Source organism: Colwellia aquaemaris (assembly GCF_057548755.1).
Genome location: NZ_BAAJLV010000002.1, coordinates 691,959 through 715,972, shown reverse-complemented (window position 1 = coordinate 715,972; position 24,014 = coordinate 691,959). Strand labels below are relative to the sequence as shown.

Annotated in this window: 22 protein-coding genes and 4 tRNA genes; 6 read left to right on the top strand and 20 right to left on the bottom strand. The window is 38.6% G+C overall.

Going from position 1 to position 24,014, the window contains the following annotated elements; all coding sequences use genetic code 11:
- Positions 1 to 273: 273 nt before the first annotated feature.
- Positions 274 to 361: transfer RNA gene (locus tag AC27HL_RS09585), tRNA-Ser, on the bottom strand.
- Between the two features lie 49 nt (positions 362 to 410).
- Between AC27HL_RS09585 and AC27HL_RS09580 the strand changes: the two genes are divergently transcribed.
- The gene (locus tag AC27HL_RS09580; protein ID WP_487080741.1) at positions 411 to 605 is read left to right on the top strand and encodes a hypothetical protein; all 195 of its coding nucleotides are present in this window, start codon (positions 411 to 413) and stop codon (positions 603 to 605) included.
- Between the two features lie 120 nt (positions 606 to 725).
- Here AC27HL_RS09580 and nadA read toward each other — a convergent pair whose 3' ends face one another.
- The 16 genes from nadA to AC27HL_RS09500 form a co-directional block, all read right to left on the bottom strand.
- The gene (gene nadA, locus AC27HL_RS09575; RefSeq protein ID WP_487080740.1) at positions 726 to 1,772 is read right to left on the bottom strand and encodes a quinolinate synthase NadA; all 1,047 of its coding nucleotides are present in this window, start codon (positions 1,770 to 1,772) and stop codon (positions 726 to 728) included.
- A gap of 170 nt (positions 1,773 to 1,942) precedes the next feature.
- Positions 1,943 to 2,018: transfer RNA gene (locus AC27HL_RS09570), tRNA-Lys, on the bottom strand.
- Positions 2,019 to 2,092: 74 nt separating this feature from the next.
- A tRNA-Lys gene (locus tag AC27HL_RS09565) sits at positions 2,093 to 2,168 on the bottom strand.
- Between the two features lie 47 nt (positions 2,169 to 2,215).
- Positions 2,216 to 2,291 (bottom strand) — tRNA-Lys (locus tag AC27HL_RS09560).
- Positions 2,292 to 2,437: 146 nt separating this feature from the next.
- Positions 2,438 to 3,226, bottom strand: coding sequence for a tol-pal system protein YbgF (gene ybgF / locus AC27HL_RS09555; RefSeq protein ID WP_487080739.1), 789 nt, complete (start codon positions 3,224 to 3,226; stop codon positions 2,438 to 2,440).
- A 12-nt stretch (positions 3,227 to 3,238) separates the two neighbouring features.
- Positions 3,239 to 3,793 (bottom strand): peptidoglycan-associated lipoprotein Pal, encoded by a 555-nt coding sequence (gene pal, locus AC27HL_RS09550; protein ID WP_487080738.1) that lies wholly within the window; start codon positions 3,791 to 3,793, stop codon positions 3,239 to 3,241.
- A gap of 43 nt (positions 3,794 to 3,836) precedes the next feature.
- On the bottom strand, positions 3,837 to 5,195 hold the full coding sequence (gene tolB / locus AC27HL_RS09545) for a Tol-Pal system beta propeller repeat protein TolB (protein ID WP_487080737.1): 1,359 nt from the start codon (positions 5,193 to 5,195) through the stop codon (positions 3,837 to 3,839).
- 15 nt (positions 5,196 to 5,210) lie between these two features.
- Positions 5,211 to 6,113 (bottom strand): cell envelope integrity protein TolA, encoded by a 903-nt coding sequence (gene tolA, locus AC27HL_RS09540; RefSeq protein WP_487080736.1) that lies wholly within the window; start codon positions 6,111 to 6,113, stop codon positions 5,211 to 5,213.
- On the bottom strand, positions 6,113 to 6,541 hold the full coding sequence (gene tolR, locus AC27HL_RS09535) for a protein TolR (RefSeq protein ID WP_487080735.1): 429 nt from the start codon (positions 6,539 to 6,541) through the stop codon (positions 6,113 to 6,115). Before tolR ends, tolA begins: the two co-directional genes overlap by 1 nt.
- A gap of 15 nt (positions 6,542 to 6,556) precedes the next feature.
- Entirely contained in the window at positions 6,557 to 7,240 is a 684-nt protein-coding gene (gene tolQ / locus AC27HL_RS09530) for a protein TolQ (RefSeq protein WP_487080734.1), read from the bottom strand.
- Entirely contained in the window at positions 7,230 to 7,640 is a 411-nt protein-coding gene (ybgC, locus tag AC27HL_RS09525) for a tol-pal system-associated acyl-CoA thioesterase (RefSeq protein WP_487080733.1), read from the bottom strand. Before ybgC ends, tolQ begins: the two co-directional genes overlap by 11 nt.
- A 597-nt stretch (positions 7,641 to 8,237) precedes the next feature.
- Positions 8,238 to 9,248: a Holliday junction branch migration DNA helicase RuvB gene (gene ruvB, locus AC27HL_RS09520; protein WP_487080732.1), complete on the bottom strand. Its 1,011-nt coding sequence runs from the start codon at positions 9,246 to 9,248 to the stop codon at positions 8,238 to 8,240.
- Between the two features lie 84 nt (positions 9,249 to 9,332).
- Positions 9,333 to 9,950 (bottom strand): Holliday junction branch migration protein RuvA, encoded by a 618-nt coding sequence (gene ruvA / locus AC27HL_RS09515; protein ID WP_487080731.1) that lies wholly within the window; start codon positions 9,948 to 9,950, stop codon positions 9,333 to 9,335.
- A gap of 118 nt (positions 9,951 to 10,068) precedes the next feature.
- Positions 10,069 to 10,596, bottom strand: a complete 528-nt coding sequence (gene ruvC, locus AC27HL_RS09510; protein ID WP_487080730.1) for a crossover junction endodeoxyribonuclease RuvC — start codon at positions 10,594 to 10,596, stop codon at positions 10,069 to 10,071.
- Between the two features lie 135 nt (positions 10,597 to 10,731).
- Positions 10,732 to 12,516, bottom strand: coding sequence for an aspartate--tRNA ligase (aspS, locus tag AC27HL_RS09505; protein ID WP_487080729.1), 1,785 nt, complete (start codon positions 12,514 to 12,516; stop codon positions 10,732 to 10,734).
- Between the two features lie 151 nt (positions 12,517 to 12,667).
- Positions 12,668 to 15,448 (bottom strand): transporter substrate-binding domain-containing protein, encoded by a 2,781-nt coding sequence (locus AC27HL_RS09500; protein WP_487080728.1) that lies wholly within the window; start codon positions 15,446 to 15,448, stop codon positions 12,668 to 12,670.
- A gap of 226 nt (positions 15,449 to 15,674) precedes the next feature.
- Between AC27HL_RS09500 and cmoA the strand changes: the two genes are divergently transcribed.
- The gene (gene cmoA / locus AC27HL_RS09495; protein ID WP_487080727.1) at positions 15,675 to 16,409 is read left to right on the top strand and encodes a carboxy-S-adenosyl-L-methionine synthase CmoA; all 735 of its coding nucleotides are present in this window, start codon (positions 15,675 to 15,677) and stop codon (positions 16,407 to 16,409) included.
- 11 nt (positions 16,410 to 16,420) lie between these two features.
- Positions 16,421 to 17,386 (top strand): tRNA 5-methoxyuridine(34)/uridine 5-oxyacetic acid(34) synthase CmoB, encoded by a 966-nt coding sequence (gene cmoB, locus AC27HL_RS09490; RefSeq protein ID WP_487080726.1) that lies wholly within the window; start codon positions 16,421 to 16,423, stop codon positions 17,384 to 17,386.
- A gap of 381 nt (positions 17,387 to 17,767) precedes the next feature.
- Here the strand turns inward: cmoB and AC27HL_RS09485 are convergent, their stop codons facing one another.
- Entirely contained in the window at positions 17,768 to 18,562 is a 795-nt protein-coding gene (locus tag AC27HL_RS09485) for a substrate-binding periplasmic protein (RefSeq protein ID WP_487080725.1), read from the bottom strand.
- Between the two features lie 199 nt (positions 18,563 to 18,761).
- Between AC27HL_RS09485 and AC27HL_RS09480 the strand changes: the two genes are divergently transcribed.
- The 3 genes from AC27HL_RS09480 to AC27HL_RS09470 are packed head-to-tail and all read left to right on the top strand — an operon-like array spanning position 18,762 to position 21,661.
- Entirely contained in the window at positions 18,762 to 20,108 is a 1,347-nt protein-coding gene (locus AC27HL_RS09480; protein WP_487080724.1) for an anti-phage deoxyguanosine triphosphatase, read from the top strand.
- 52 nt (positions 20,109 to 20,160) lie between these two features.
- Positions 20,161 to 21,216 carry a patatin-like phospholipase family protein gene (locus tag AC27HL_RS09475; protein WP_487080761.1) on the top strand — a complete coding sequence of 352 codons (1,056 nt, stop codon included), beginning with the start codon at positions 20,161 to 20,163 and terminating at the stop codon, positions 21,214 to 21,216.
- 37 nt (positions 21,217 to 21,253) lie between these two features.
- The gene (locus AC27HL_RS09470; RefSeq protein WP_487080723.1) at positions 21,254 to 21,661 is read left to right on the top strand and encodes a bacteriohemerythrin; all 408 of its coding nucleotides are present in this window, start codon (positions 21,254 to 21,256) and stop codon (positions 21,659 to 21,661) included.
- Positions 21,662 to 21,690: 29 nt separating this feature from the next.
- Here AC27HL_RS09470 and AC27HL_RS09465 read toward each other — a convergent pair whose 3' ends face one another.
- On the bottom strand, positions 21,691 to 22,071 hold the full coding sequence (locus AC27HL_RS09465) for a VOC family protein (protein ID WP_487080722.1): 381 nt from the start codon (positions 22,069 to 22,071) through the stop codon (positions 21,691 to 21,693).
- Positions 22,072 to 22,084: 13 nt separating this feature from the next.
- Positions 22,085 to 23,914, bottom strand: coding sequence for a protein kinase domain-containing protein (locus tag AC27HL_RS09460; protein WP_487080721.1), 1,830 nt, complete (start codon positions 23,912 to 23,914; stop codon positions 22,085 to 22,087).
- Positions 23,915 to 24,014: the final 100 nt, after the last annotated feature.

Sequence of the window (24,014 nt, the reverse complement as noted above, 5' to 3'; positions counted from 1 at the left end):
ATGAGATAACTCTTTAAAACAAGCTTCTTGGGTTGCCCCGAAGAAGTGGAGCGCATTTTAGGGATTTTTGCGGCGACGTCAACCGCTAATTTCATTTAATTTACAGAAAAAGGTTTGTTTGCTTTTTATTTATACAAAACCAATAGACAACAACAAAAATACTTGCCATTTATCTAAGGTGACTATTACAAACATTAGCGAAGACACAAAAAAGCCGCTAACACAGTAGCGGCTTTGAATTATATAACCATTATAAAGCAGTTATACGCAATATGGCGGTGAGGGAGGGATTCGAACCCTCGAAGGCTTGCGCCTTACACACTTTCCAGGCGTGCTCCTTCGGCCACTCGGACACCTCACCATATAAACTATTTAGATACGTTAACGTGGTATCTTCACGAGTTTGTTTTATGCCGATGAGCACGCATGGCGTGTCAATTCAACTTGGCGGCCACTCGGACATCTCACCATATAAACTATTTAGATACGTTAACGTGGTATCTTCACGAGTTTGTTTTATGCCGATGAGCACGCATGGCGTGTCAATTCAACTTGGCGGCCACTCGGACATCTCACCATTTTTAGCTCTAGGCTCTAAGCTCTAAGCTCTAAGCTCTAAGCTCTAAGCTCTAAGCTGCGCTATGGTAGGCAAATAATTATCAAAGCGCAACCTAATTTAGGTAAAGTTCAAGTAGTTGCCTATTTTACCAACAACTAAATCGTGATTACTTATTTTTATTAAGTTCTGCGTTAAAAGTTAGCATACGATCTAAAGACTTTAATGCGCCATCGCGCAATGACATATCAACAAACACTTCTCTTCCTTCTGGGTTTAATAATGCTTGTTCTATTTCATGTAAACCATTCATTGCCATCCATGGGCAATGAGCGCAACTACGACAAGTAGCGCCTTCACCGGCTGTTGGTGCTTCAAAGAATTCTTTATCAGGACACAATTGCTGCATTTTGTAAAAAATACCACGATCAGTTGCTACCACAAACTTTTTGTTCGGTAACTCTTGTGCCGCTTTAATCAGCTGGCTAGTTGAACCTACAGCATCTGCTAATTCAACAATTTCGTATGGAGACTCTGGATGAACAAGAATGGCAGCATCAGGATGTAAATGCTTCATATCTTTTAGTGCTTTGGTTTTAAACTCGTCATGAACAATACATGCGCCTTGCCACATAATCATATCAGCACCGGTTTGTTTTTCTATATAAGCACCTAAGTGACGATCAGGTCCCCATAAAATTTTCTCGCCTTGCTCATCTAAGTGTTCAACAATTTCTAATGCACAGGAAGAAGTCACAATCCAGTCCGCACGAGCTTTTACCGCAGTCGATGTATTCGCATAAACAACCACAGTTCTATCTGGGTGTTGATCGCAAAAAGCATTAAATTCTTCAATTGGGCAGCCTAAGTCTAAAGAACATGTCGCTTCTAATGTTGGCATTATCACCGTTTTTTCTGGCGTTAATACTTTCGCTGTTTCGCCCATAAAGCGAACACCGGCAACAATTAATGTTTCAGCTGGATGATTATTACCAAACCTCGCCATTTCAAGTGAGTCTGCAACACAACCACCGGTTTCTTCCGCTAATGCCTGAATTTCAGGATCGGTATAATAATGAGAAACAAGCACAGCGTTCTTTTCTTTCAACAAGGTTTTGATCCGTGTTTTATATCCATCACGTTCTTTTGCACTTAATGGAGCTGGCTTTTGTGGAAATTGAAAGTCAAAGTCTACGGCTAAGTTTGCTTGGGTCATGTGTAATCTCGATGAGTACCTAAAAATCGCGTGAATTATAAGATAAAGCAGATTAAAAGTGTACTAAGAATATTTTCCAGTTTAGACAAAAAAAAGATAAAGCTGATGCTAACGATATTGTTTAATTTAATTTAATAACTGAAGTTTAACCTTGGGAAGATAATCAAAAGTGGTCGGTCGTGAAGGATTTGAACCTTCGACAAATTGGTTAAAAGCCAACTGCTCTACCAACTGAGCTAACGACCGATAAACTACTTTCAATTTTTAAGATGAATTTACGAATATAAATTCAAAGCCACCTATCTAAAAATTTAGAAAAGTGGTCGGTCGTGAAGGATTTGAACCTTCGACAAATTGGTTAAAAGCCAACTGCTCTACCAACTGAGCTAACGACCGATATATACTTTAAAACAAATGCTTAACACTGACCTTGGTAAAGAAAGTGGTCGGTCGTGAAGGATTTGAACCTTCGACAAATTGGTTAAAAGCCAACTGCTCTACCAACTGAGCTAACGACCGACATTTGTTTGCGTTGCCCTACTCGTTCAACGCGGGGCATATAATACTCATAATTTTTTTAAGTGCAACAACAATTTTAAGCTTTTTTAAACTTTATTGTCTGTTCGAACAAAAAGACAGCAAAACGCATAAGTTAGCAGCAACTTTTATTGTTTTAAGCTTTTTAATCTCGGTTGAGCTAGTTTTGCAGCACTTGAATTAGGGTACTCTGTTAATAGCTTTTGATAAATAGCTATTGCTTTACCTGTGTTATTTTCTTTTTGTTCAACCATGGCCAGCTTCAACATAGCATCACTACGCTTACTTGAGTCAGGAAATTGATTCACTACCACATCAAATTCTTGTCGTGCTTTAACTAACTCACCTTTATTAAACAATAGTTGTCCTAACCAGTAATGTGCATTAGCAGCATAGCTAGAATTAGGGTATTTCTGATTAAAGGCTTCAAACTCTGGAATTGCCTGCTCATAACGCTTGTCTTTAAGCACCATGTTAACAGCACGGTCGTAAGCTTCATTTTCGGTCAGGTTAGAACTGTAAGTAACACCTGTTGAATTGTCATTTGGCGCACTAATAGCAGCAGGCACTTGGTTCACTGGTTTTAGTGCTTCAGAAACTCTTCTATCAAGCTCTTGATAAAGTTCGCGTTGGCGCTCTAAAACTTGGCTTAATTGATAGGTGTGCAGTTCGGTTATGCCGCGTAACTCATTGACTTCGTTTTGTAACTCATCAAGTTGGCGTTGAACATTGACTTGTGCTCGGTTGCGCGCATCCAATTTACGCTCAAGATTACCAAGTTGTTCACTTAAACTTGAAGTATTACCACTTACTGAGTTACCAGCAGTCACTTCAATAACAGGAGCCGGTTCTGCTGCTACTGCAATATTTGCAGCAACAGCAAAGGACATCCCAAATAGAATGCTATTGGGTTTCATTTAATTACCTGATTAGTAAACCAATACTGCACGACGGTTTTTAGCAAACGCGCTTTCGTTACGGTCTTTAACCATTGGCTTTTCTTCACCATAGCTAACTGTGCTAAGTTGTGAAGCTGAAACGCCCATGTTCTCTAAAAAGGTTTCAACAGCTTTTGCACGACGTTCACCTAAAGCAATGTTGTACTCTGGCGTGCCACGCTCATCTGAATGCCCTTCAATTAGAACATTTACATTTGAATTGTTATTTAAAAATTTAGCATGAGCTTCAAGAATTGCAGCAAACTCAGCACTTACTGTAGATTTATCAAAATCAAAATAAACAATGTGGTTTGTACGTAACTGTTCAATTTCACGCTGCTTCTGTGCTTCTATTTCTTCAGCTTTTATCATAGCAGCAACTTTTACACGCTCAGCTTCTTCGCGAGCTTTTTGCTCAGCCATTGCTGCTTCGTTAGTTTGCATTGCACTAGCATCTTCGCTAGCTGAGTCAGATGAACTACAAGCTGATAAAGCCATGATAGGTAAAGCAACCGCTAAGGCTTTTACTGTTTTATTCAAGCGCATTTTATGTGTCCTTATTATTTACAAATTAAATTACTAATAATTATTATAAAAACGGTGACCATGAAGGCGACTTCACTTCACCATTTAAAGCTGGCAATCTTGCCTTAAACCTGCCATCTACAGAAACTAAGCTTAACACCTGACGGTTGTTGTGCAGTGTACTGTAAATTATCATTCCACCATTTGGTGAAATACTTGGAGATTCGTCCAAGCGTGTTTTTGTCAACACTTGGAAAATCCCTGAATCAAATTCTTGCTTTGCCAAATGGTATTGGCCGCGGGTACGGTTTACCATTACTAACTGGCGTCCGTCTGGTGTTAATGAACCGCCTAAGTTCATTTCACCATCAAAAGTTAACCTTCTAACTTTACCATCGACTAAATTTACGCGATATAGCTGCGCTTTTCCACCCCGTTCTGAACTAAATACCAATGAATTTCCATCTGGAGTCCAACTTGGCTCTGTATCAATGGCTCGATGACGAGTAATTCTGCGTAATTTCTTAGTCGCAACGTCCATCACATAAAGCTCTGGGTTACCGTCTTTAGATAACACCATTGCCAGTTGCTTGCCATTAGGAGACCACCGTGGCGCGCTATTTATTCCCTCAAACGAGCTAATTAAATTACGTTGACCCGAGTAAATATCAATAACATGAATTTGTGCTTGACGATTTTCAAAGGTTACATATGCCAATTGGTTACCATTTGGATGCCAAGCAGGTGACATCAAAGGTTCTTTAGAGCTTAATAAAACATGCTCATTAAAGCCATCATAATCAGCAATAACTAACTGATATGGATACTCTCCTTGATCACGAACAATAACATAAGCGATTTTGGTTAAAAATGCGCCACGAGTGCCGGTTAGTTTTTCATAAACCACGTCACTAATACGGTGTGCATATCGGCGAAATTGATCACTTCCAATCTCAACCGTACTTTCATCAAGGATATGATCAGAGGTTCGAACCAACTCACCATTACTTAACATTTGTGTTTGTCCACCAGTGACTTGACCTCGAATTACATCAACTAACTGGTACTTAACTTGGTAACGTCCAATAGAGGTTTCGTTGATTTCACCAATAACAATGGCTTCAACACCTTCACCAGCCCAAGCCGCGTAATCAATTTCACTGTCATCGCTTGGTGATTGTGGAAAGCGTAATTCGTTAATAGGGCTAAACTTACCGCTACGCAATAAGTCATCACTAATAACTTGTGAAAGACGTTCAGGCATAGGGCCAGCACCAGTCCATTTAAATGGTACAACAGCAATTGGGCGAGCACCATCAACCCCCTCAGTTATAACAATCTCTAACGTGGCCATTGCTCGATTTGATAATAAGGCAATGAAGAGTAGTAAAAATAAGGTTATTTTTTTCATAGGGTTCGTCATATTCCTAACATTAAACTAGTTAAATTTATCTGGTGCTACGGTTAAGCTGATGGTTCTCATTTCTTTAAAAACTTCAGGATCTTTAGACACTGGTAATGTACCTGCTTTATATACCGCATTTTTAGCAGCATCACACACTGCTCTGTCGCCTTTTCCAATTACAACATTGGTAACAAACCCCGATGGTGCAAGACTAATGGTTAATTTACAAGACTTACCTTTCATTGTCGCTTCATCAATAAGAAAATTACGCTGAATGGCTTGTGCAATCAACGCCTGAAAACGACCAACTTCTGTCATCATTTGTTGGCGTCTTGCTTGCCGACGACTCGCCATTTCTTCCGCCATTTGTTGCTCTAAAAGTTTCTGCTGTGCTGCTCGCTCTCGCGCTTCTTGTTCTTTACGCTTGCGCTCTGCAGCTTTCTTTTTGCGAAGTTGCTCTGCCTTTTTAGCGGCTTGCTCTTCTTTAATACGCTTAGCTTTGGCATCGGCTGCCGCTTTTTCAGCTAACTTTTTCTCTTTTTCTTTTTGTTTACGTAACTTGTCTGCTGCATTGGCTTTCGCCTTTGCTTTTTGGGCAGCACTGTCGGCGGCTTTTTTCTCGCGCTCTTTTTTCTTACGCTGCTTTTCAAGGTTTTTGATTCGCTGCTCTTCTTTAATACGCTTGTTTTTTGCAGCGGCAACGCGTTTTTCAAGCTCTTTTAATTTTTTTGCATCATCAGCTTTTTGCTTTTTGATTTTATTAATTTGTGCTTCAACTTTACTTTTATCAATAGCAACCGCTTGAATAGGTTCCATTTGCACAGCTGTAGGCGTAGGTTTTGGTAGTGATGAAAAGTCACCAAACAGCAACACAGCACCTAACACCGAATGAATAGCCAAACTTAAGGCAATTGGAACTGAATACTTTGATGACACTAATTACTCTCCGGACTATCTGTCATTAAACCAACGGAAGGCACACCTGCTTTTTGTTGTAACATCACCATTAATTGAATTACCGCATCGTAAGATACAGCGCCATCACCATTAACAACAACAGGCGTTTCAGGTTCCACTTTTAAGTGTGCCGCCACCAACGTCGCAACTTCTTCCGCTGACATAGGTTCATTTTTACTAGTACCAACAGCCAAATAATAATTACCTTCGGCATCAACTGAGGCAACAAGGGGCGGTTTACTATCTTTACTTAACGGCTCAGCATCTGCCTGTGGTAGATCAACTTTTACTCCTTGCGTTATCAAAGGAGCTGTTACCATAAAAATGATCAACAACACCAACATAACGTCGATATAAGGAACTACATTTATCTCTGCAACTTTCCGTCGTCTAACGCGATTATACATAAGCGATATCCATCCTTATGCTTTTTGTTCAGCAGTTGTTTGTCTTTGTAAAATACTTGAAAACTCTTCCATAAAGTTACCATAGCTATTTTCAAGTTTTTCTACATTATGACTAAATCGGTTGTAGGCCATAACCGCAGGAATCGCAGCGAATAAACCCATAGCTGTCGCAATTAGCGCCTCGGCGATACCGGGAGCTACCATAGCTAAAGTGGCTTGCTCTACTGCACCTAAAGCAATAAATGAATTCATAATTCCCCACACGGTACCAAATAGACCAATATAAGGACTGATAGAACCAACAGTTGCCATAAATGGTAAATGGGTTTCTAAGTTGTCAACCTCTCTAGATAGGGCAACTCGCATTGCTCTATGAGTACCGTCGACTATGATTTGTGGTGAACAGGCATGGGTTTTACGTAAACGAGCAAATTCGCGAAAACCAGAGACAAATAAATTTTCAATGCCGTCAACTTGCTCTCTCGCCGAAACTTCACTGTAAAGCTTACTTAAATCAGCACCACTCCAAAACTTATCTTCAAAGTTTTGCAATTGATCGCGCGCTGCATTTAGTACCTTGCGGCGTTGAAAAATCATCGCCCAACATACAATTGAAAACCCTAACAAGGTCAACATCACCAACTTTACTAATAAACTTGCTTCTAAAAATAAATCAAAAAATGAGAGTTCAGCTGACACGTTTTAATGCTCCTAATATGCTTTTTGGGATACTACAGGGTTTAGCAATAGACAAATTAACACAAGCAACTTTAATAACAGCAGTACATAAAGTTTGCTGGTGTTGATTAACAAGTTGCTGAGAAAATACCAAACTGGCAGATTTTAATCGGCTTATTGAGGTGGTAATTGTCAACAAATCATCAAGTTTTGCCGATGCTTTATTATCCATTTCTACCTTTGTGACCACAAAGCCAATGTTTTGTTCTAAAAATATTGATTGATTAATGCCAAGCGCTCGTAACCATTCGGTACGGGCTCGTTCAAAAAACTTTAAATAGTTTGCATAATAAACTATTCCGCCAGCATCGGTATCCTCATAATAAACTCGAATTTCTTGCTGATGACTACTTATCGACATTAATAACTTCTAATAATAATGAACAAAATTTTGTGACTCTATAGTAATAGATAAAGCTCAGGTCTAACAAGGGCTAAGCCCTATTCTTTGTAACAATTTCTTCATTAATATCGAATTAAATGATTCAACCGCACAAATGTCTAACAGCTGTCACCTACTAACGACACAAAATTTTCTATTATGGATAAAATTACGAAACAACATTCGCATTAGTTTTTCTAATGATTGATATAAATTTATTTCGTTTGTTCAATTAGACTAATAGCACTAAAATGCACTCGTTTTCTGAGCTAACGCAGAATATTTATTTCGCTGATGAATATTTCCAATAACTCATGAAATTTTGAATAGGTATGTATACCTTTCTCTCTGACATATTTCCTGGAAACCTAATTTCCTTCTATCAACTTACATTCTAAGTTGGCCCACATAGTTTTATGTGGGCTTTTTTTTGTCTAAAATTTACTGATTACTACCTAGTAACGCAGTTTTTCTGCGGCACAAAATGCCTTAATGAAAAACGATTAATATATTCTAAAATGAAAAAAGCACCCGAAGGTGCTTTAAAATCTGTCGGCTATTTAACCTGAGCTCAAGTTATTTATTTTCCGGAAAATCTAAACCAAAATGTAAATAGGCTCTATTAGTTGCTATTCGCCCTCGTGGTGTACGCTGTAAAAAACCTTGCTGAATAAGAAATGGCTCTAACACATCCTCAATAGTTTCACGCTCTTCGCCAATTGCTGCGGCAACATTATCTAAGCCAACTGGCCCACCACCGAATTTGTCTATAATCGCTTCAAGTAGCTTGCGATCCATTAAATCAAAACCTTCGTTATCAACTTCTAGCATGTCTAGCGCTCTCGCAGCAGTTGATTTACTTACCACACCTCGCGTTTTAACATCAGCATAATCCCTTACACGACGTAATAAACGATTAGCTATTCGCGGTGTACCTCGCGAGCGTTTGGCAACTTCAAAAGCCCCTTCTTGATCTATTTCTAAATTTAAAAACTGGGCTGAACGCATCACTATTTCAGTTAAATCTTTGGTACTATAAAACTCTAGACGCTGTACTATGCCAAAGCGATCTCTTAATGGCGAGGTTAGCGCGCCAGCTCGCGTGGTGGCGCCTATTAAGGTAAATGGTGGCAAATCAAGTTTTATCGATCTAGCTGCCGGCCCTTCTCCAATCATGATATCAAGCTGGTAATCTTCCATTGCCGGATAAAGAATTTCCTCTACCACTGGGCTTAAACGGTGAATTTCATCAATAAATAAAACATCGTTTTCTTCTAAATTTGTTAATAAAGCGGCTAAATCTCCTGCTTTTTCTAACACAGGGCCTGATGTCGTACGTATGTTTACGCCCATTTCATTAGCAACGATATTAGCAAGTGTGGTTTTACCTAAACCCGGCGGACCAAAAATAAGTAAGTGATCTAACGGCTCCTCGCGTTTTAATGCGGCGGCAATGAAAATTTCCATTTGCGACTTTACATGGTCCTGACCTGTGTAGTCAGATAACATTTTTGGTCTAATAGCCCTGTCGACCGTTTCATCTTCGCGGCTCGCTACAGGTTCAATTAATCGATCAGCTTCTATCATTTCTTACTCATTGGGTAATTACTTTTTACGAATATGCGCGATTGCTACTTATAAAATACAAGGCTAACTAACGAGCAGGAATAGCTATAACATTGCTTTTAAGGCATCTCGGATCAAGTCTTCACTATTTTTATTTGCTTCAAATACCGCTTTAACGGCTTTATCAGCTTGTTGTTGACTATACCCTAAAGACACTAAAGCGTTAATAGCATCTCCTTTCGCATCGTTAACAAAATGACCTTCTTGTTTAGCATCCAAAGGCATCATTTCTGATAAAGCAGTACTACTGTCTGTTTGCCAATCTTTTAACCTATCGCGCATTTCTATTAAAAGGCGTTCAGCCGTTTTCTTACCGACACCTGGTATTTTGACAATTGTAGTTAAATCGTCATGAATAACACAACTTACAAATTGATCAGCCGACATGCCTGACAGGATAGCTAATGCTAATTTAGGGCCAACGCCATTCACTTTGATCAACAAACGAAAAAGTTTGCGTTCCACTTTATTAGCAAAGCCATATAGCAATTGTGCATCCTCTCGGACAACAAAATGGGTATATACAATAGCTTCTTGATTTAACTCGGGTAGCGCATAAATACTGGTCATTGGCATAGTTACTTCATAACCTATGCCATGACACTCCATTAAAATTTCAGGAGCTGTTTTTTCAACTAATGTACCGCGTAAACGTCCTATCACAACCTAACCTTTAACTTAAAGATATAATGCCGCCACCATACCACTAGATATTTATACAGTAAAGTTTATCCTGGTTTATTTAGTCGTTATTTTTGAAGCTAATGACTGAAATGCTTAACTAGCGCAAGCGACCGCGTACAGTTTTGCTTGCTTGGCCTGACATTTTTGAAATGGAATCATGACTATGCGCATGACATAAAGCCACCGCTAATGCGTCGGCGGCATCAGCTTGCGGCGTCCTCGGCAATTTTAAAATGGTTTTAACCATATGTTGCACCTGCGCTTTATCGGCCGCACCAGTCCCGACAACGGACTGCTTTATTTGTCTTGCTGAATATTCAGCAACATCAAGCCCGGTATTGGTTGCCGCTACAATCGCTGCTCCACGTGCTTGTCCTAATTTCAGTGCGCCACCAGGGTTTACGCCCATAAACACTTGTTCAATGGCAAACATATCCGGTTGAAATTGCAAAATAAGCTCACTAACACCGGCAAATATGGTCTGTAGCCGCGCACCTAAATCATCACCGGCAGCAATTGCCTTAATACAGCCACTGCCTAGGTAAGTAAAGTTTCGACCACTTTGTTTAATTACACCGTAGCCGGTTAGCCGAGAGCCGGGGTCAATTCCTAAAATAATACTCAAAAATCATTTGCCTTTTAAAAGCGTTAAATAATTCTAATCAAAAAAAACGCACCAATAAAGCTAATCTAGCATTTACTGGTGCGCTTTTATTTTCTCCTATCAACAATTTGTTAATAGGTAATTCTAAAGAATACTCTATTCTGCTTGTTCGTCCGTTGCAGGCTCTTCTGACAAACGAGAAATACCAAGTTCAGCTAACTGTGCTGGATTGGCTTGACCTGGAGCATTAGTTAATGGACATGCTGCCGTTGTTGTTTTCGGAAATGCCATAACATCACGAATTGAACTAGCACCAGTCATAAGCATAACTAAGCGGTCTAAACCAAATGCTAAACCAGCATGTGGTGGCGCGCCGTATTGTAATGCTTCAAGCAGGAAGCCAAATTTCTCTTCAGCTTCTTCATCGCTAATACCTAAAATTCTAAATACTGCCGCTTGCATGTCTTGGTTATGAATACGTACTGAGCCACCGCCCAATTCACAGCCATTTAATACCATGTCATATGCGTCAGATAATGCGCCAACAGGGTTTGCTTCCAACTCTTGTGCGGTCAGGTTGGTTGGTGCGGTAAACGGATGATGAATGGCGTGCATTTGACCATCGACTTCTTCAAACATTGGGAAGTCAACAACCCATAATGGTTTCCAGTCGCCTTGCAGTAAGTCAAGATCTTCACCTAACTTAAGACGCAACGCGCCAAGAGACTCACTTACGACATTATATTGGTCAGCACCAAAGAAAATAATATCACCTGTTTTAGCGTTAGCACGTTCAAGTAATGCTTTCGCTGCATCTTCAGACAAGAATTTTAAAATTGGCGACTGTAGTCCTTCCATCCCTGCGTCAATGTCATTTACTTTCAACCAAGGCATACCTTTAGCACCGTAAATGCCAACATACTTAGTTAATTCATCAAGACCCTTACGTGAGAATTTAGACGCACCTTGTGGTACACAAATTATCGCAACACGACCTTTTTCATCATTTGCAGGCCCTGAGAATACTTTAAATTCTACGTCTTTTAAAATATCCGCAACATCAACAATTTCTAATGGGTTACGTAAGTCTGGCTTGTCACTACCAAAACGAGACATTGCCTCAGCATATGGCATACGAGGGAAGTCACCTAAATCAACATCAAGCATGGTTTTGAATAACTCACGGATCATAGTTTCAGTAACTTGCATTACTTGATCTGAGCTCATAAATGATGTTTCGATATCAATTTGCGTGAATTCAGGTTGGCGATCAGCACGTAAATCTTCATCACGGAAACATTTTACAATTTGGTAATAACGCTCCATGCCTGACATCATTAACAATTGCTTAAATAATTGTGGTGACTGAGGCAAGGCGAAAAATTGACCTTTATGCGTGCGACTTGGCACTAAGTAATCACGTGCACCTTCTGGAGTTGCCGCCGTAAGAATTGGCGTTTCAATATCTAAAAAGCCTTGTGATTCAAGCGACTGGCGAACAGCTGAGGTAACTTTTGCACGAAAACGCATACGCTCAGTCATTTCAGGGCGACGCAAATCTAAATAACGGTATTTTAAACGCTGCTCTTCAGAGTTCTTTTGGTTTGAATCTAATGGTAATGGTGCAGCTTTATTTAAAATAGTTAGGTCTAAACCTAAAACTTCAATGCCACCGGTTGCCATGTCTTTATTCACTTGACCTTCTGGGCGAGCACGAACCTTACCTTTAACTTGTACGCAAAATTCATTACGTAACGTGTTAGCTTTGTTCAAGACTTCTTGTAAGTCAGGATCATAAACTACTTGCACTATACCTTCGCGGTCGCGTAAGTCTAAAAATATAACAGCGCCTAAATCTCGACGTTTGTTTACCCAACCACATAAAGTTATTTCTTGACCAATGTGAGACTCATTCACCTCACCACAATAAAGATCGCGCATGTATTTACCTTGAAATTCAAATTAATGATAGAAGACTCCTCTATTAAAAGTGAGTTCTATCGCTGGTTATGATAAAAATTGCCGACATTATAAAGCAATGTCAGGCAAAGTCACCTGACATTAAAAAGATTAGTGATAGTAATTAATTTAGTTAACTAGCTTTGTGATTAAAGACGTAATGATTTTTACCAGATGCTTTAACCTTATACATTAAAGAGTCGGCTACTTTTAATAAGTCGTTGTCTGAATCGCCATCATCTGGATACATGGCAATACCAATACTACTGCCTATTATCGCCTTAATATCTGCTGATAACTCAATAGGCTGTTGAATGATTTTAAGTACTTTTTCAGCAACATAAGCTGCCTCATCTTGGTTATGCAAACCCGTAAGTAACAAAACAAACTCATCTCCACCAAAACGCACTACGGTGTCTGAATCACGAACACAGGCATTTAAACGCTTAGCCACTTCGATTAACAACTCGTCGCCGACGTCATGGCCATAGTTATCATTGATATTTTTAAAGCCATCAAGGTCAATAAAAAGTACGGCAATCGACAACTGTTGCCGCTGGTGAAACGCAATAGCTTTATTGAGACGATCTTTTAGCAAAATTCGATTAGCTAATCCCGTTAAATCATCATGAGTCGCCATATATTTCATTTGCTGTTCAAGGCGTTTACGATTCTTAATCTCTAAATAAAGCCGACGATTCCAAACCATAATAATAATGATGATAATTACAATCAGCACCCCAACTTGGGCCGCAACTCGCACCACAACATTTTTATCCAAACCAGTTTCTATACTAATATCGAACCACTTTTCATATATTTGCTGACTCTCCATATCAGTAATGGTTAGTACTGCTTTATTAAGTACGTTGGCCAATATTGGCAAATTATTATTAACGGCAATATGATTGCCATTGCGGTCAACTTCATCAAGCACTGACATACCAAGACTGATCATACTTTCGCGTCTTAATAACTCCGTACCTGAAGATAAACTGTCAATATAGCCATCAACCATACCTTTTTGAACAGCAAGTAAGCCTTCTTCAGTTTCATCAACCAATTTCAAGCTAATCGTTGGAAACTCATTTCTAATCACAGAAACTAGATAATAGCCTTTAGTTATTGCTAATGACTTACCTTTAAAGTCATCTAAGCTCAGTTGATTACCCAACTCACGTGGATGCACGATTACCCAAGGCATACTCCAATAGGAGTCAGTAAAAAGTACTTGCTCTCGTCGTTCCTTTGTCGCCATAACACTACCAACGGCATCTACTTCACCATTGAGTAAAGCTTGGTAGAGCTCTTCAAAATTATTGTAAGCGCTATAATTAATATCGACATTCAGTCGCTGAGAAATTAATTCAAAAATATCAACATTAATGCCTCTATAATCGCCATAATTATCGACAAACTCTACAGGTAGCCAACTTTTGGTAATGCCAAATTTAATACTGCCACGTTCTTTTAACCAAGCCGCTTCTACATCATCAAGTTTAAGCATGGCCAATTGACGTTTATAAAAGCCAGAGGATTTATCTAACTGCCACCTTTTCTCCAAAGCGACTAAGTTTTCCAGCGGAATTTCGTCAAACCCTTGTTGTATCAGCTGGGCTAGCTCAGGTTGGGATTGACTTAAAATAGCATTAATATTTCTTGTAAATTTATAGCCATTAAAATAGGAAAACGACGACTGTAGGTTATTCTCAACAAGGTAATGCTCAATTAGGTCTTTCTGACCCGCAATAATATCAAACTCGCCTTGTTCTGCCGCTTGAAACAAAGAGGCATAATCGCTATAGGCAACAATAGTTACCTGTTCAACATTTTCTTTAATGTTTTCTATAAATTCGTCATTAGATAGCACGCCAATGGTTTTATTTCTTAACTCTGAAACATGGGCAATTTGCTCAATATTACTCGATAAAAACAGGCCATAGTCGACGCTATAAATAACCGGACCAAGCAGTAAATTGTCGTTTTTTTGAAAATCATTGACGTTATCAAGATGAATATCGGCAAGTCCTTGGTTTAATAAATTTAATTCGGCAGAGTCGTCTAAAAGGAAATCAACTTCTAGGCCATTAAACTGTGCCCATTGTCGCCACAACTCAATAAAAAAGCCCTGAGCATTCCCTGTAACGGAAAGATCGGAAAACGGTGCTTTCATACCTGAAAATGATAAGTTAATTAAATTATCTGACTTATCAATGCCCAACCACTTTCGTTCAATATTCGACTTCTCTTTCGCGGTTATTTTATCAATACCTTGTTGAACAAAAGCTAAAAGCTGAGTGTTATTTTTAGCAACCGCTGTACTGTAACTACTCGAATGATATGGGATGCGTGCAAATGCAGGGAAATTCTGATTCAACAATGCATAGTTATCATAGTTTTTTGATAGTTTTTCAACGCCAGCAATAATTAAGATTTCATTTTTGAGGGCGGCATTGTATAACGCATGACGATTAGCAAATTTACGAACCGTCAAATATGGAAATTTTTGCTCTATGCTTGTTTGGTGACTTGAACCTTCAACAACGCCAATAGCATATGGAGTCAACTGCTCAATATGGCGAATATTGGCAATTGAACGGTGCAAAAATAAATGACGATTTTGTTCAAAAAACACATCACTAAAAGCAAGTATTTGTTCTCTTTTTGCATTTTTAGATAAGCCAGCGTGAATATCAACATCTGAGTCTTTAACTTGTGCAATTGTTTGTTCCCAGTTTAGAGGCACAAAACTAACATCTACGCCTTGCTTGGTTGCCCACAAACGCCACATATCAACCATTAAGCCGCTTGGCTTTCCCGCACTATCAACAAAGTGGTAAGGATAAGACGTTTTATTAATCGCTACGCGATAAGAAGACTTTGATTCTTGCGCAAAAATTTGAAAAGTAAACAAAATACTACTAAGTGCTAGTATAATTAGTAGTTGCTTTATTGTTTTAAATAGCAAATTAATTTCTCATAGTTGTTTTTATAATGACGTATTCACTAGATAAAACATTAAATATCGACAAAAACATAAATTAATCTAATTTAGTGGTTAACTTTGTTTAACGTATTTATCGGCGACAATATCAGGTAAAATACTTATTTAATTTAAACGTTAGTATAGTTTCAACATCATGCAAGCATCAGATACCGATTTAATTTTTTCTAACAAACAAAGTAAAATCAAAGACTTTGCATTTGACGCACAAGTCGTTGAAGTTTTTCCTGATATGATCAGCCGTTCAGTGCCTGGCTATAATACTATTATTGATACCATAGGTCGACTTAGTCAGCGTTTTGTTACAGATAACAGTCATGTATATGATCTTGGTTGCTCTCTCGGCGCAGCCACATTGGCAATGCGAAAAGCAATAACCGCAAAAAACTGCAAAATTATTGGTGTGGATAGTTCAAGTGCTATGGTTGAGCGTTGTAAAATGCATGTAAATGCCTTTAAAGGCGATACACCTGTTAAAATTATTGAAGAGAATATTCTCAATATTGAAATTGAAAACGCATCTATGGTTGTGCTTAATTTTACACTTCAGTTCATTCCACCAGAACAACGCCAACAGTTGCTTACTAAAATCGCTAACGGACTAAAGCCAGGTGGTTTACTACTACTCTCCGAGAAAATAGCTGATCGCGATAGCGTATGCAATGATCTACTGACTGACTTACACCACGACTTTAAACGAGCGAATGGTTACAGCGAATTAGAAATCGCCCAAAAACGCACAGCGCTCGAAAATGTTATGCGAACTGATAACTTAGATACGCATTTAGATCGTTTGCGACAAGCAGGATTTAATCACACAACGCCTTGGTTTCAGTGCTTTAATTTTTTCTCTCTTATTGCCATCAAATAATTACTTTTAATATGATTTCATTTAATAATTTTTATCAAAAAATAGCAGGCAACCGTTTAAATCATTGGTTAAATACCTTACCTGCACAGTTAACGCAATGGCAGGAACATCACCTGCATGGCGAATTTGCCCAATGGCAAAAAACCATAGCAGCGCTACCAAACACATCTCCTTCAAGTGTTGATATTAGCTCAACCGTTCGCGCAGGTGAACGCTGTGATATTAATGATGGCGAATATAAACGTATTGAAAATTTACTTAAAAAGTTCAAACCTTGGCGTAAAGGCCCCTATCATATCCACGGTTTACACATTGATACCGAATGGCGTTCTGATTTCAAATGGGATCGTTTAGCACCGCACATTAGTGACTTAAATAATCGCTATGTTCTTGATATTGGCTGTGGCAGCGGCTATCACTTATGGCGAATGCGAGGCGCTGGAGCAAAGTTTGTTGTAGGTATTGACCCAACACAATTATTTCTAACTCAGTTTCAGGCTGTGCAACATTTCGTTCAAGACGACAATGTAAACTTGCTCCCTCTTGGGGTTGAACAACTCCCAGAGCTCAATGCTTTTGATACTGTTTTTGCCATGGGAGTTTTATATCACCGCCGCTCGCCTATCGATTTTATTTACCAATTAAAAGCCCAATTAGCGCCAGGCGGCGAATTAGTACTTGAAACCTTGGTTGTTGATGGTGATGAAAATACCGTATTAGTGCCAGGCGAACGCTATGCAAAAATGCGCAACGTTTGGTTCTTACCCAGTTGTGATGCTATGTGTGCATGGTTAGAACGTTGCGGATTTAAAAATATTCGCGTGGTTAACACTGATATTACTGCGCTTGATGAACAACGTAAAACGGATTGGATAGATACTGAGTCATTACAAGATTTTCTTGACCCCGATGACAATAGTAAAACTATTGAAGGCTACCCAGCTCCTAAGCGTGCTATTTTTATTGCCAATAAATAATCAATTACCATTTTAAAGCGTATCAACAAATTTTATTGCTGCGCTTTACGAGCGAGAGTTAAATTATGGTGTATTTTTTGCGGTAGTTTTGTGAACATTTTTACAAGACAGAGTTGAAGCCAACTGATTGTTCTCAAGCTTGTCTCCTGAGTCATTTATGCCTGCATCTACGTAGTTACACATCATTAAGTGATAGCATAGTCAACATGTGCAATCAAAACTGCTCTTCGAGTGCGTTTAAAAGTAATTTATTCCTTGCTGATTTACTTCTTGTTGGAGCTCATTTATATAAAATAATGATAGATCATTCACTTCGTCTTGATTAAATCATTTTTAATTGCACAATACTTTTACCATAAAGGCCTAAACGCGCTACGCCATTTATTGTAAATACTTATCTAGCACTAATTGGTAAACCCCTTGCTCTTTAATCAAAGCAACACCTTGATCAAATAAATCTCGATGTTGTTCATTATTAAAGCCTGCCGAATATTCACGCGCAGCAAAAATATGATGGATGGTAAATCCTTGGTTATATCGGCCACCAACATGTGTTTTAACAAAGTGCTTAAATATATTGATATCTAAAATTATCACCTCAGTTCGACGCGAAAATAGCATATCCACTTGTTGGGTTTGATCGGCAATTTCTCGATAGTCAGTTGATAAACTAATGCTAGCGTTATAATCATCACCTAGAAATTTCTTTGCATTTTGAAAGGCAATAACGCTCTTGCCGGAAAGATCATGTATTTTATCTATGGTTAAGTTGCTATCAGTTAAACTTACCGCAACATTTTGATATTCAATATATGGTTTAGACACAAAAATGCTAGGGTGCTGATATTCCGTCGGTAATGTCGTAATACCATCAGCATTAAAACGCTTAAAGCCACTGATACTGCGACCTAACGGTAGATGAGTAAATTTCACGGTATGGTTTACACTTATAAAAGCTTCTCGAACAATATCAAGTTGTAAACCAGCACCATTTTCTTCAATAATAAAGGGCGGTTTAGGTAAACCGGCAAGCATGTCTATGCTATGTGGCGAGTGCTCTTCAATAGGCTTTGCATTATGAGTGCTTTCTTTTACCTCTACGGCAAAAACAGCACTAATGGGCAATAAAATAATAAATAAAAATACTAAACAGAATATATTGAGATTATCTCTCACTAAAATATCGCTCCATTTTCACGCTAAATTTACGCCGTTAAAAACACATTGGCTATTGCACTACCCCGAGAAAGTTCGGTAATGTACCTAGGTGGCAATCAAAATACAATTACCTTAATCTAAACGCCAATTAAACTCCTGTAAATAATAATAAACTATATGTAGCAATATTGTTAACTGAAATTGAAGTAGAGGTATTATGGATAACCCTTGGCTAGCAAGACGTTTGGAAAACATTGCGAAACGTCATCAAGATCATCGTAGCCCATTTCAACGAGACCGAGCGAGGATACTACATTCAGCTGCATTTAGGCGCCTACAATCGAAAACTCAAGTAATGGGCAGTGGCCAAAGCGACTTTTATCGAACAAGGCTAACTCACTCTTTGGAAGCGTCGCAAATAGGCTCAGGTATTATTGCCCAAATTCGCAGTAAATATCCGCAATTGAGCAGCATGCTATTCCCTAGCGACGATAGCTTGATTGAATCACTGTGTTTAGCACATGACATTGGCCATCCGCCCTTTGGTCATGGTGGTGAAGTTGCCTTACATTACATGATGCGAGATCACGGCGGCTTTGAAGGGAACGGCCAAACTTTTCGCATCGTTGCTCATTTAGAGCCGTTTAGTGAAAATTTTGGCATGAACCTGTCAAGACGAACTTTACTAGGCCTAATTAAATACCCACAAACTCTCGACAAATTGCAATCTACAAATCAAGCTGAGCCCCCAAAAACTCATAGACAACTTATGGCTTCAAAATGGCATCCGCCAAAAGGTTTATATCAAGATGATATTGATATGCTTAATTGGGTGTTATCGCCGCTTTCAAAAGACGACAAAGCGCAATTTCAGCAATTTAATATAATTGCCAATAAACATAGTAAAACCCAGTTTAAATCTTTAGATTGTTCAGTAATGGAACTTGCCGATGATATTGCCTACGGGATTCATGACTTAGAAGACGCAATAGTCACAGGCGTAGTTTCACAACAAGACTTTATTGAACAAGTCATCACTAAACTTCAGCGTATAGACGAAGAATGGATGCGAACATACAGCGAAACACTGGCTGACAAACTATTTTCCCAGCAACGCTTTATACAAAAAGAAGCCATTGGCGGCTTAGTAAACTACCTAATTACCGCTATTGAATTAGTGGATCAAAATGCAACCCTGAGCACGAGCTTTCAAGAGCCATTACTAAGATATAAAGCTCAACATCCGGTGATTGCAGAACAAACCTTACAAATTTTTAAAGACTTTGTTTATCAATATGTTATAAAACAGACCTCAATCCAACAAATTGAATATCGAGGCCAACAGATTGTAATGGAGTTATTTGAAGCTTTAGCGTCTGATCCAGAACGTTTATTACCGAAAAGTACGGCAATTCGCTGGCAACAGGCCAAAGCTAATGAACAAAATTCATATCGTGTTATTGCCGACTACGTTGCAGGTATGACGGATGAATATGCGACTAGACTTTACCAAACATTATTTTTACCAATACAACAAACTGGATTTGGTAAACACGATTACTAAATTCCACATTCACCTTTAAAAACAATAGAGATGTTATCTGCTAATGGCGAATATGCTAGATATTTATTGTGGCAGCAATGCCTTAAAAACCATTCAAAAACACGGTTTTAAACAAGAACTATTTACCACTATGCTAGGTGCTAGCGGAGGTCCAAAATGGTTTACATTATTTGGTTTAGACAAATATTTATTCGGTGAGTTTTTTAAAGACCGGACAACAGAATTAAATTTAATAGGCTCCTCAGCCGGTGCTTTTCGTTTTGCTGCTTTAAGCCAGAAAGACCCCATAGCGGCAATTAACCGATTGGCAACATTATACTCACAAACCACTTACTCTCAACGAGCAAATGCTGATGAAATAACGGATAAAGCGGTAAACTTATTAGCCGATGTTTTAGGACCAAACGGTTGTACTGAAATTATTAACAACCCAATTTTTAAAGCGCACTTTATTGTTGCTAAAAGTGGAGGATTAACATCGTTTGAACACAAACTACCGCTAATGGCTGGTTTAGTAGCAAGTATGGTTTTTAACCTAGTTGGTCGTGGTTTACTTGCAAAACAATATCAACGCTTTGTTTTTCATCATCCGAATAGCCAATTAGCGGTGCAAGATAAGTTTAATTTCAATACTCAGTATCAAGCACTCGATCAGAATAATTTAGCCTCTGCCTTGCTAGCATCTGGCTCTATACCTATAGTAATGAAAGGGATCAAAAACATAGCTGGCACGCCTAATGGTATGTATCGCGATGGCGGTATTATAGATTATCATTTTGATGTTGAAATAACGCCAGCTTCAGGTTTAACGCTTTACCCTCATTTTTCTTCAACACCTAAAGCTGGATGGTTTGATAAAAACTTAGCACGTAAGGTTAGTGCTAAGCATTATGAGAATGTCGTCATGTTGGTTCCTTCTGATGAATTTATTGCGCGTCTGCCTTTTGCAAAAATTCCTGACAGGAAAGACTTTACCGATTTAGATGCAAAAACCCGAATAACATATTGGCAAAGGGTATTAAAGGACTCTGAAATTTTAGCGGAAGAATTTGCCAATATAGTGGCGGCATCAAAAGTCGAAAATATTAAGCTGATAGAATGTGGCTAATATTACCTACAAAGTGCTAATGGATTAGTAGTGACATATGAATACAGGCCCTTTAATTATTTGGGATAAAGATACTTTCGAGATTGGCATAAAAAGTATTGATAACCAGCATAAAAAACTAGTTGATTACATCAACGAACTTGCGTATGCCATTACAAAAAAGCAAGATAAACTCATTATTGCTAAGTTGTTCAAAAAATTATATCAATATACGCGCCTGCACTTTAAAGCTGAAGAAGCCTATATTTTATCGCTAAACAAAAATGACTGCTTATTACATCAACTTCAGCATAAGCACTTTATTGAAGAATTAGACCGACTTGTGGCACTAGGTGACACTGTAAATATATCAGAGGAATTGCTTTATTTTTTAACGGACTGGCTTTTACATCACATCCAAATAGAAGATAAAAAATTCCTACAGCGGCTTCATCGTAAAAATTAGCATCTCAAAATTATCCTTCTTTAATATAATTACGATACTTTCTGGTATATAGCACAAAAAGCGCCAGCTGGGTCTTTAATAACGGCATATTTATCGCTGCCCATTGGCTTAATTTTCGTGACTAATTCGCCGCCGTTATTTTTCACCGCTGCAATTGAAGCTTCTATATCAGCAACGAGGAAATAAGGTAACCAAGCTGGTGGTAAATCTTTATTTACTCCTTGGGCATGACAAACACCCGCGACCGCTTCTTTATTGTTTGGCTCAAGCATAGCGTAATCATCGTAGCCGCCCATAGCCACACTTTCACTTTCCCAGCCAATAACGTCTTGATAAAAAGATTTTACCTCACCCGCGTTGCCAACTGTTAAATCAAGCCATGCCATAGTACCTATTTTGTTGTCGCTCATAGCTTATCTCCATTTATACTTTCATGTTTTTAGGGTTTCTCGGATAAAACTTATCCGGTAAAGCATTTATATGTTCAAAAAATCGCGTGTCTTTATAAGGTAGCTTCATAAAACCAGAAATGCCAAAGCCGGTAATTGTCGGCAGTAGTTGTAATATTTCCACTAAGCATTGCTTAAATTCGGTTTCTTTATCATGGTTTAATAGCATTAGGTAGCTATGAATTTTTAAATGCTTAGGAAGTACTTCAAAAATAATGCAGCCGGTATGATGAATTTGGTTCAACCTCGCTAACACCGCCATTATTTCATCTGGTAAATACAAGTACTCATCGGGGTCTTTGCCATCTTCAAAGTAAGAATGTAGGCGGGTAATATCATCAATATCGGCAACATCACTAACATCATATGCAATTGCTTGTTCAGCTGATGTGGTAAATGGTGTACTCTCATTTTCTCGTTCAACATGCAGCGTATTTTTGGCATTAAACAAACAACTCTTAAACACCCCTATCCTAAAAATACCTTGCGCGAGACGAACCATATTATTAACGGCACTTTGAAACGAGCTTTTCAATTTCGGGTCGAATAAGGATAAGTTTGAGTCAATATAGATGCCATCTTTTTCCCAACGTATGGCTAAACCACCAACAACCGGAAAGTTAGCTAAGCGACTTACTGCGGCAATAAAAGCTTTTTCCGTATCGCCCATGCCCATTAAAAAGTTTTTATAATATTTTTCTAACTGTACATCATCGATACCGCTTAACTGCTCTCTATCAGATGATTCTCGTAAAAATGACTTACGTGAGCCATACACAACGGTATCTATTTCTTTATTATAATTTTTACACCACACAGGCACCAATGGGGTAATTTCGATAGCTAACGGAGGCTCAGCCAATACGGTATTTTTCAATAAGTTAAGGTGCTGAAAAAAGTAATCACCGGCCTTATTACGAGTTTCCCTTTCATTACTTAACATGCCTGTTAACACTTTCGCAAGCAACTTAGGTAAACCTAAAGACGAAGGTGTAATAACAGCACTACCGTAGCGGCACGATTGACCAGAAGCAATAGCATACAAGGTTGCTGCTAAACCTTGCTCATCAAAACGAGGCGACGACATTTCGCCACTAATTTGTTCATGACCAATAAAATAAACATCGCCTAAACGGGCATTGCTATTTTGCAAGTCACTACTCATTAAATCCATAATATTATTGGCGGTTGTTTGTCCATGTATATCAAGCTGTGCGGTAACAGCTGAGCCCCAATCAACCAAATAGACTTGTTCTGTTTCTGGGTCAAATACCACATTCGAAGGTTTGATATCACCATGGACATATGGCTTACCTTTAGTGTGTTGACTAGCGTCTCGGAGGTAACTCAGAATATCGGCAAGTTGCAGGGCTATTTTCACAACAAGCTCAGCCGGAAGCGGGCCTCTTTGATGTGAAAGCTGTTCTAAATCTATGCCTGGTGCGCGCTGCATATGGACAATAGATTGGCGCTTAATTTTATAGTATTCAATAATTTTAGGGATACGGCTATGAGCTAGTTGCCCTTGAATTTCAGCTTCTTCCGCCAATCGGTCTTGCACATGTTGCGGTAAGTTAATACGTGAAAATTTAAAAACTTGCGGTTTGCCGTGCTCATCTTCACCGCCGAAAACAAAACCATAGGCTCCTTTACCAATTAAAGAAATATTTTGGTAACCCAATAAACTCAACTGTTGCTGACACAATTCAACCCATTGTTTTAATTTTGTTGCATCTTCATGATTAAGAAGGTAAATCGATTGTTCTTCAGCAATATAAAAATGCTGCAGTTTTTTTTCTGCCACACTACCCTCGTCATTATTATTATTTCAACCGCATTCTTATTTCACTTTATTTTACGGTTCAACATCAGCTATGCGTAACTAAAAGCATATCATGATTTAA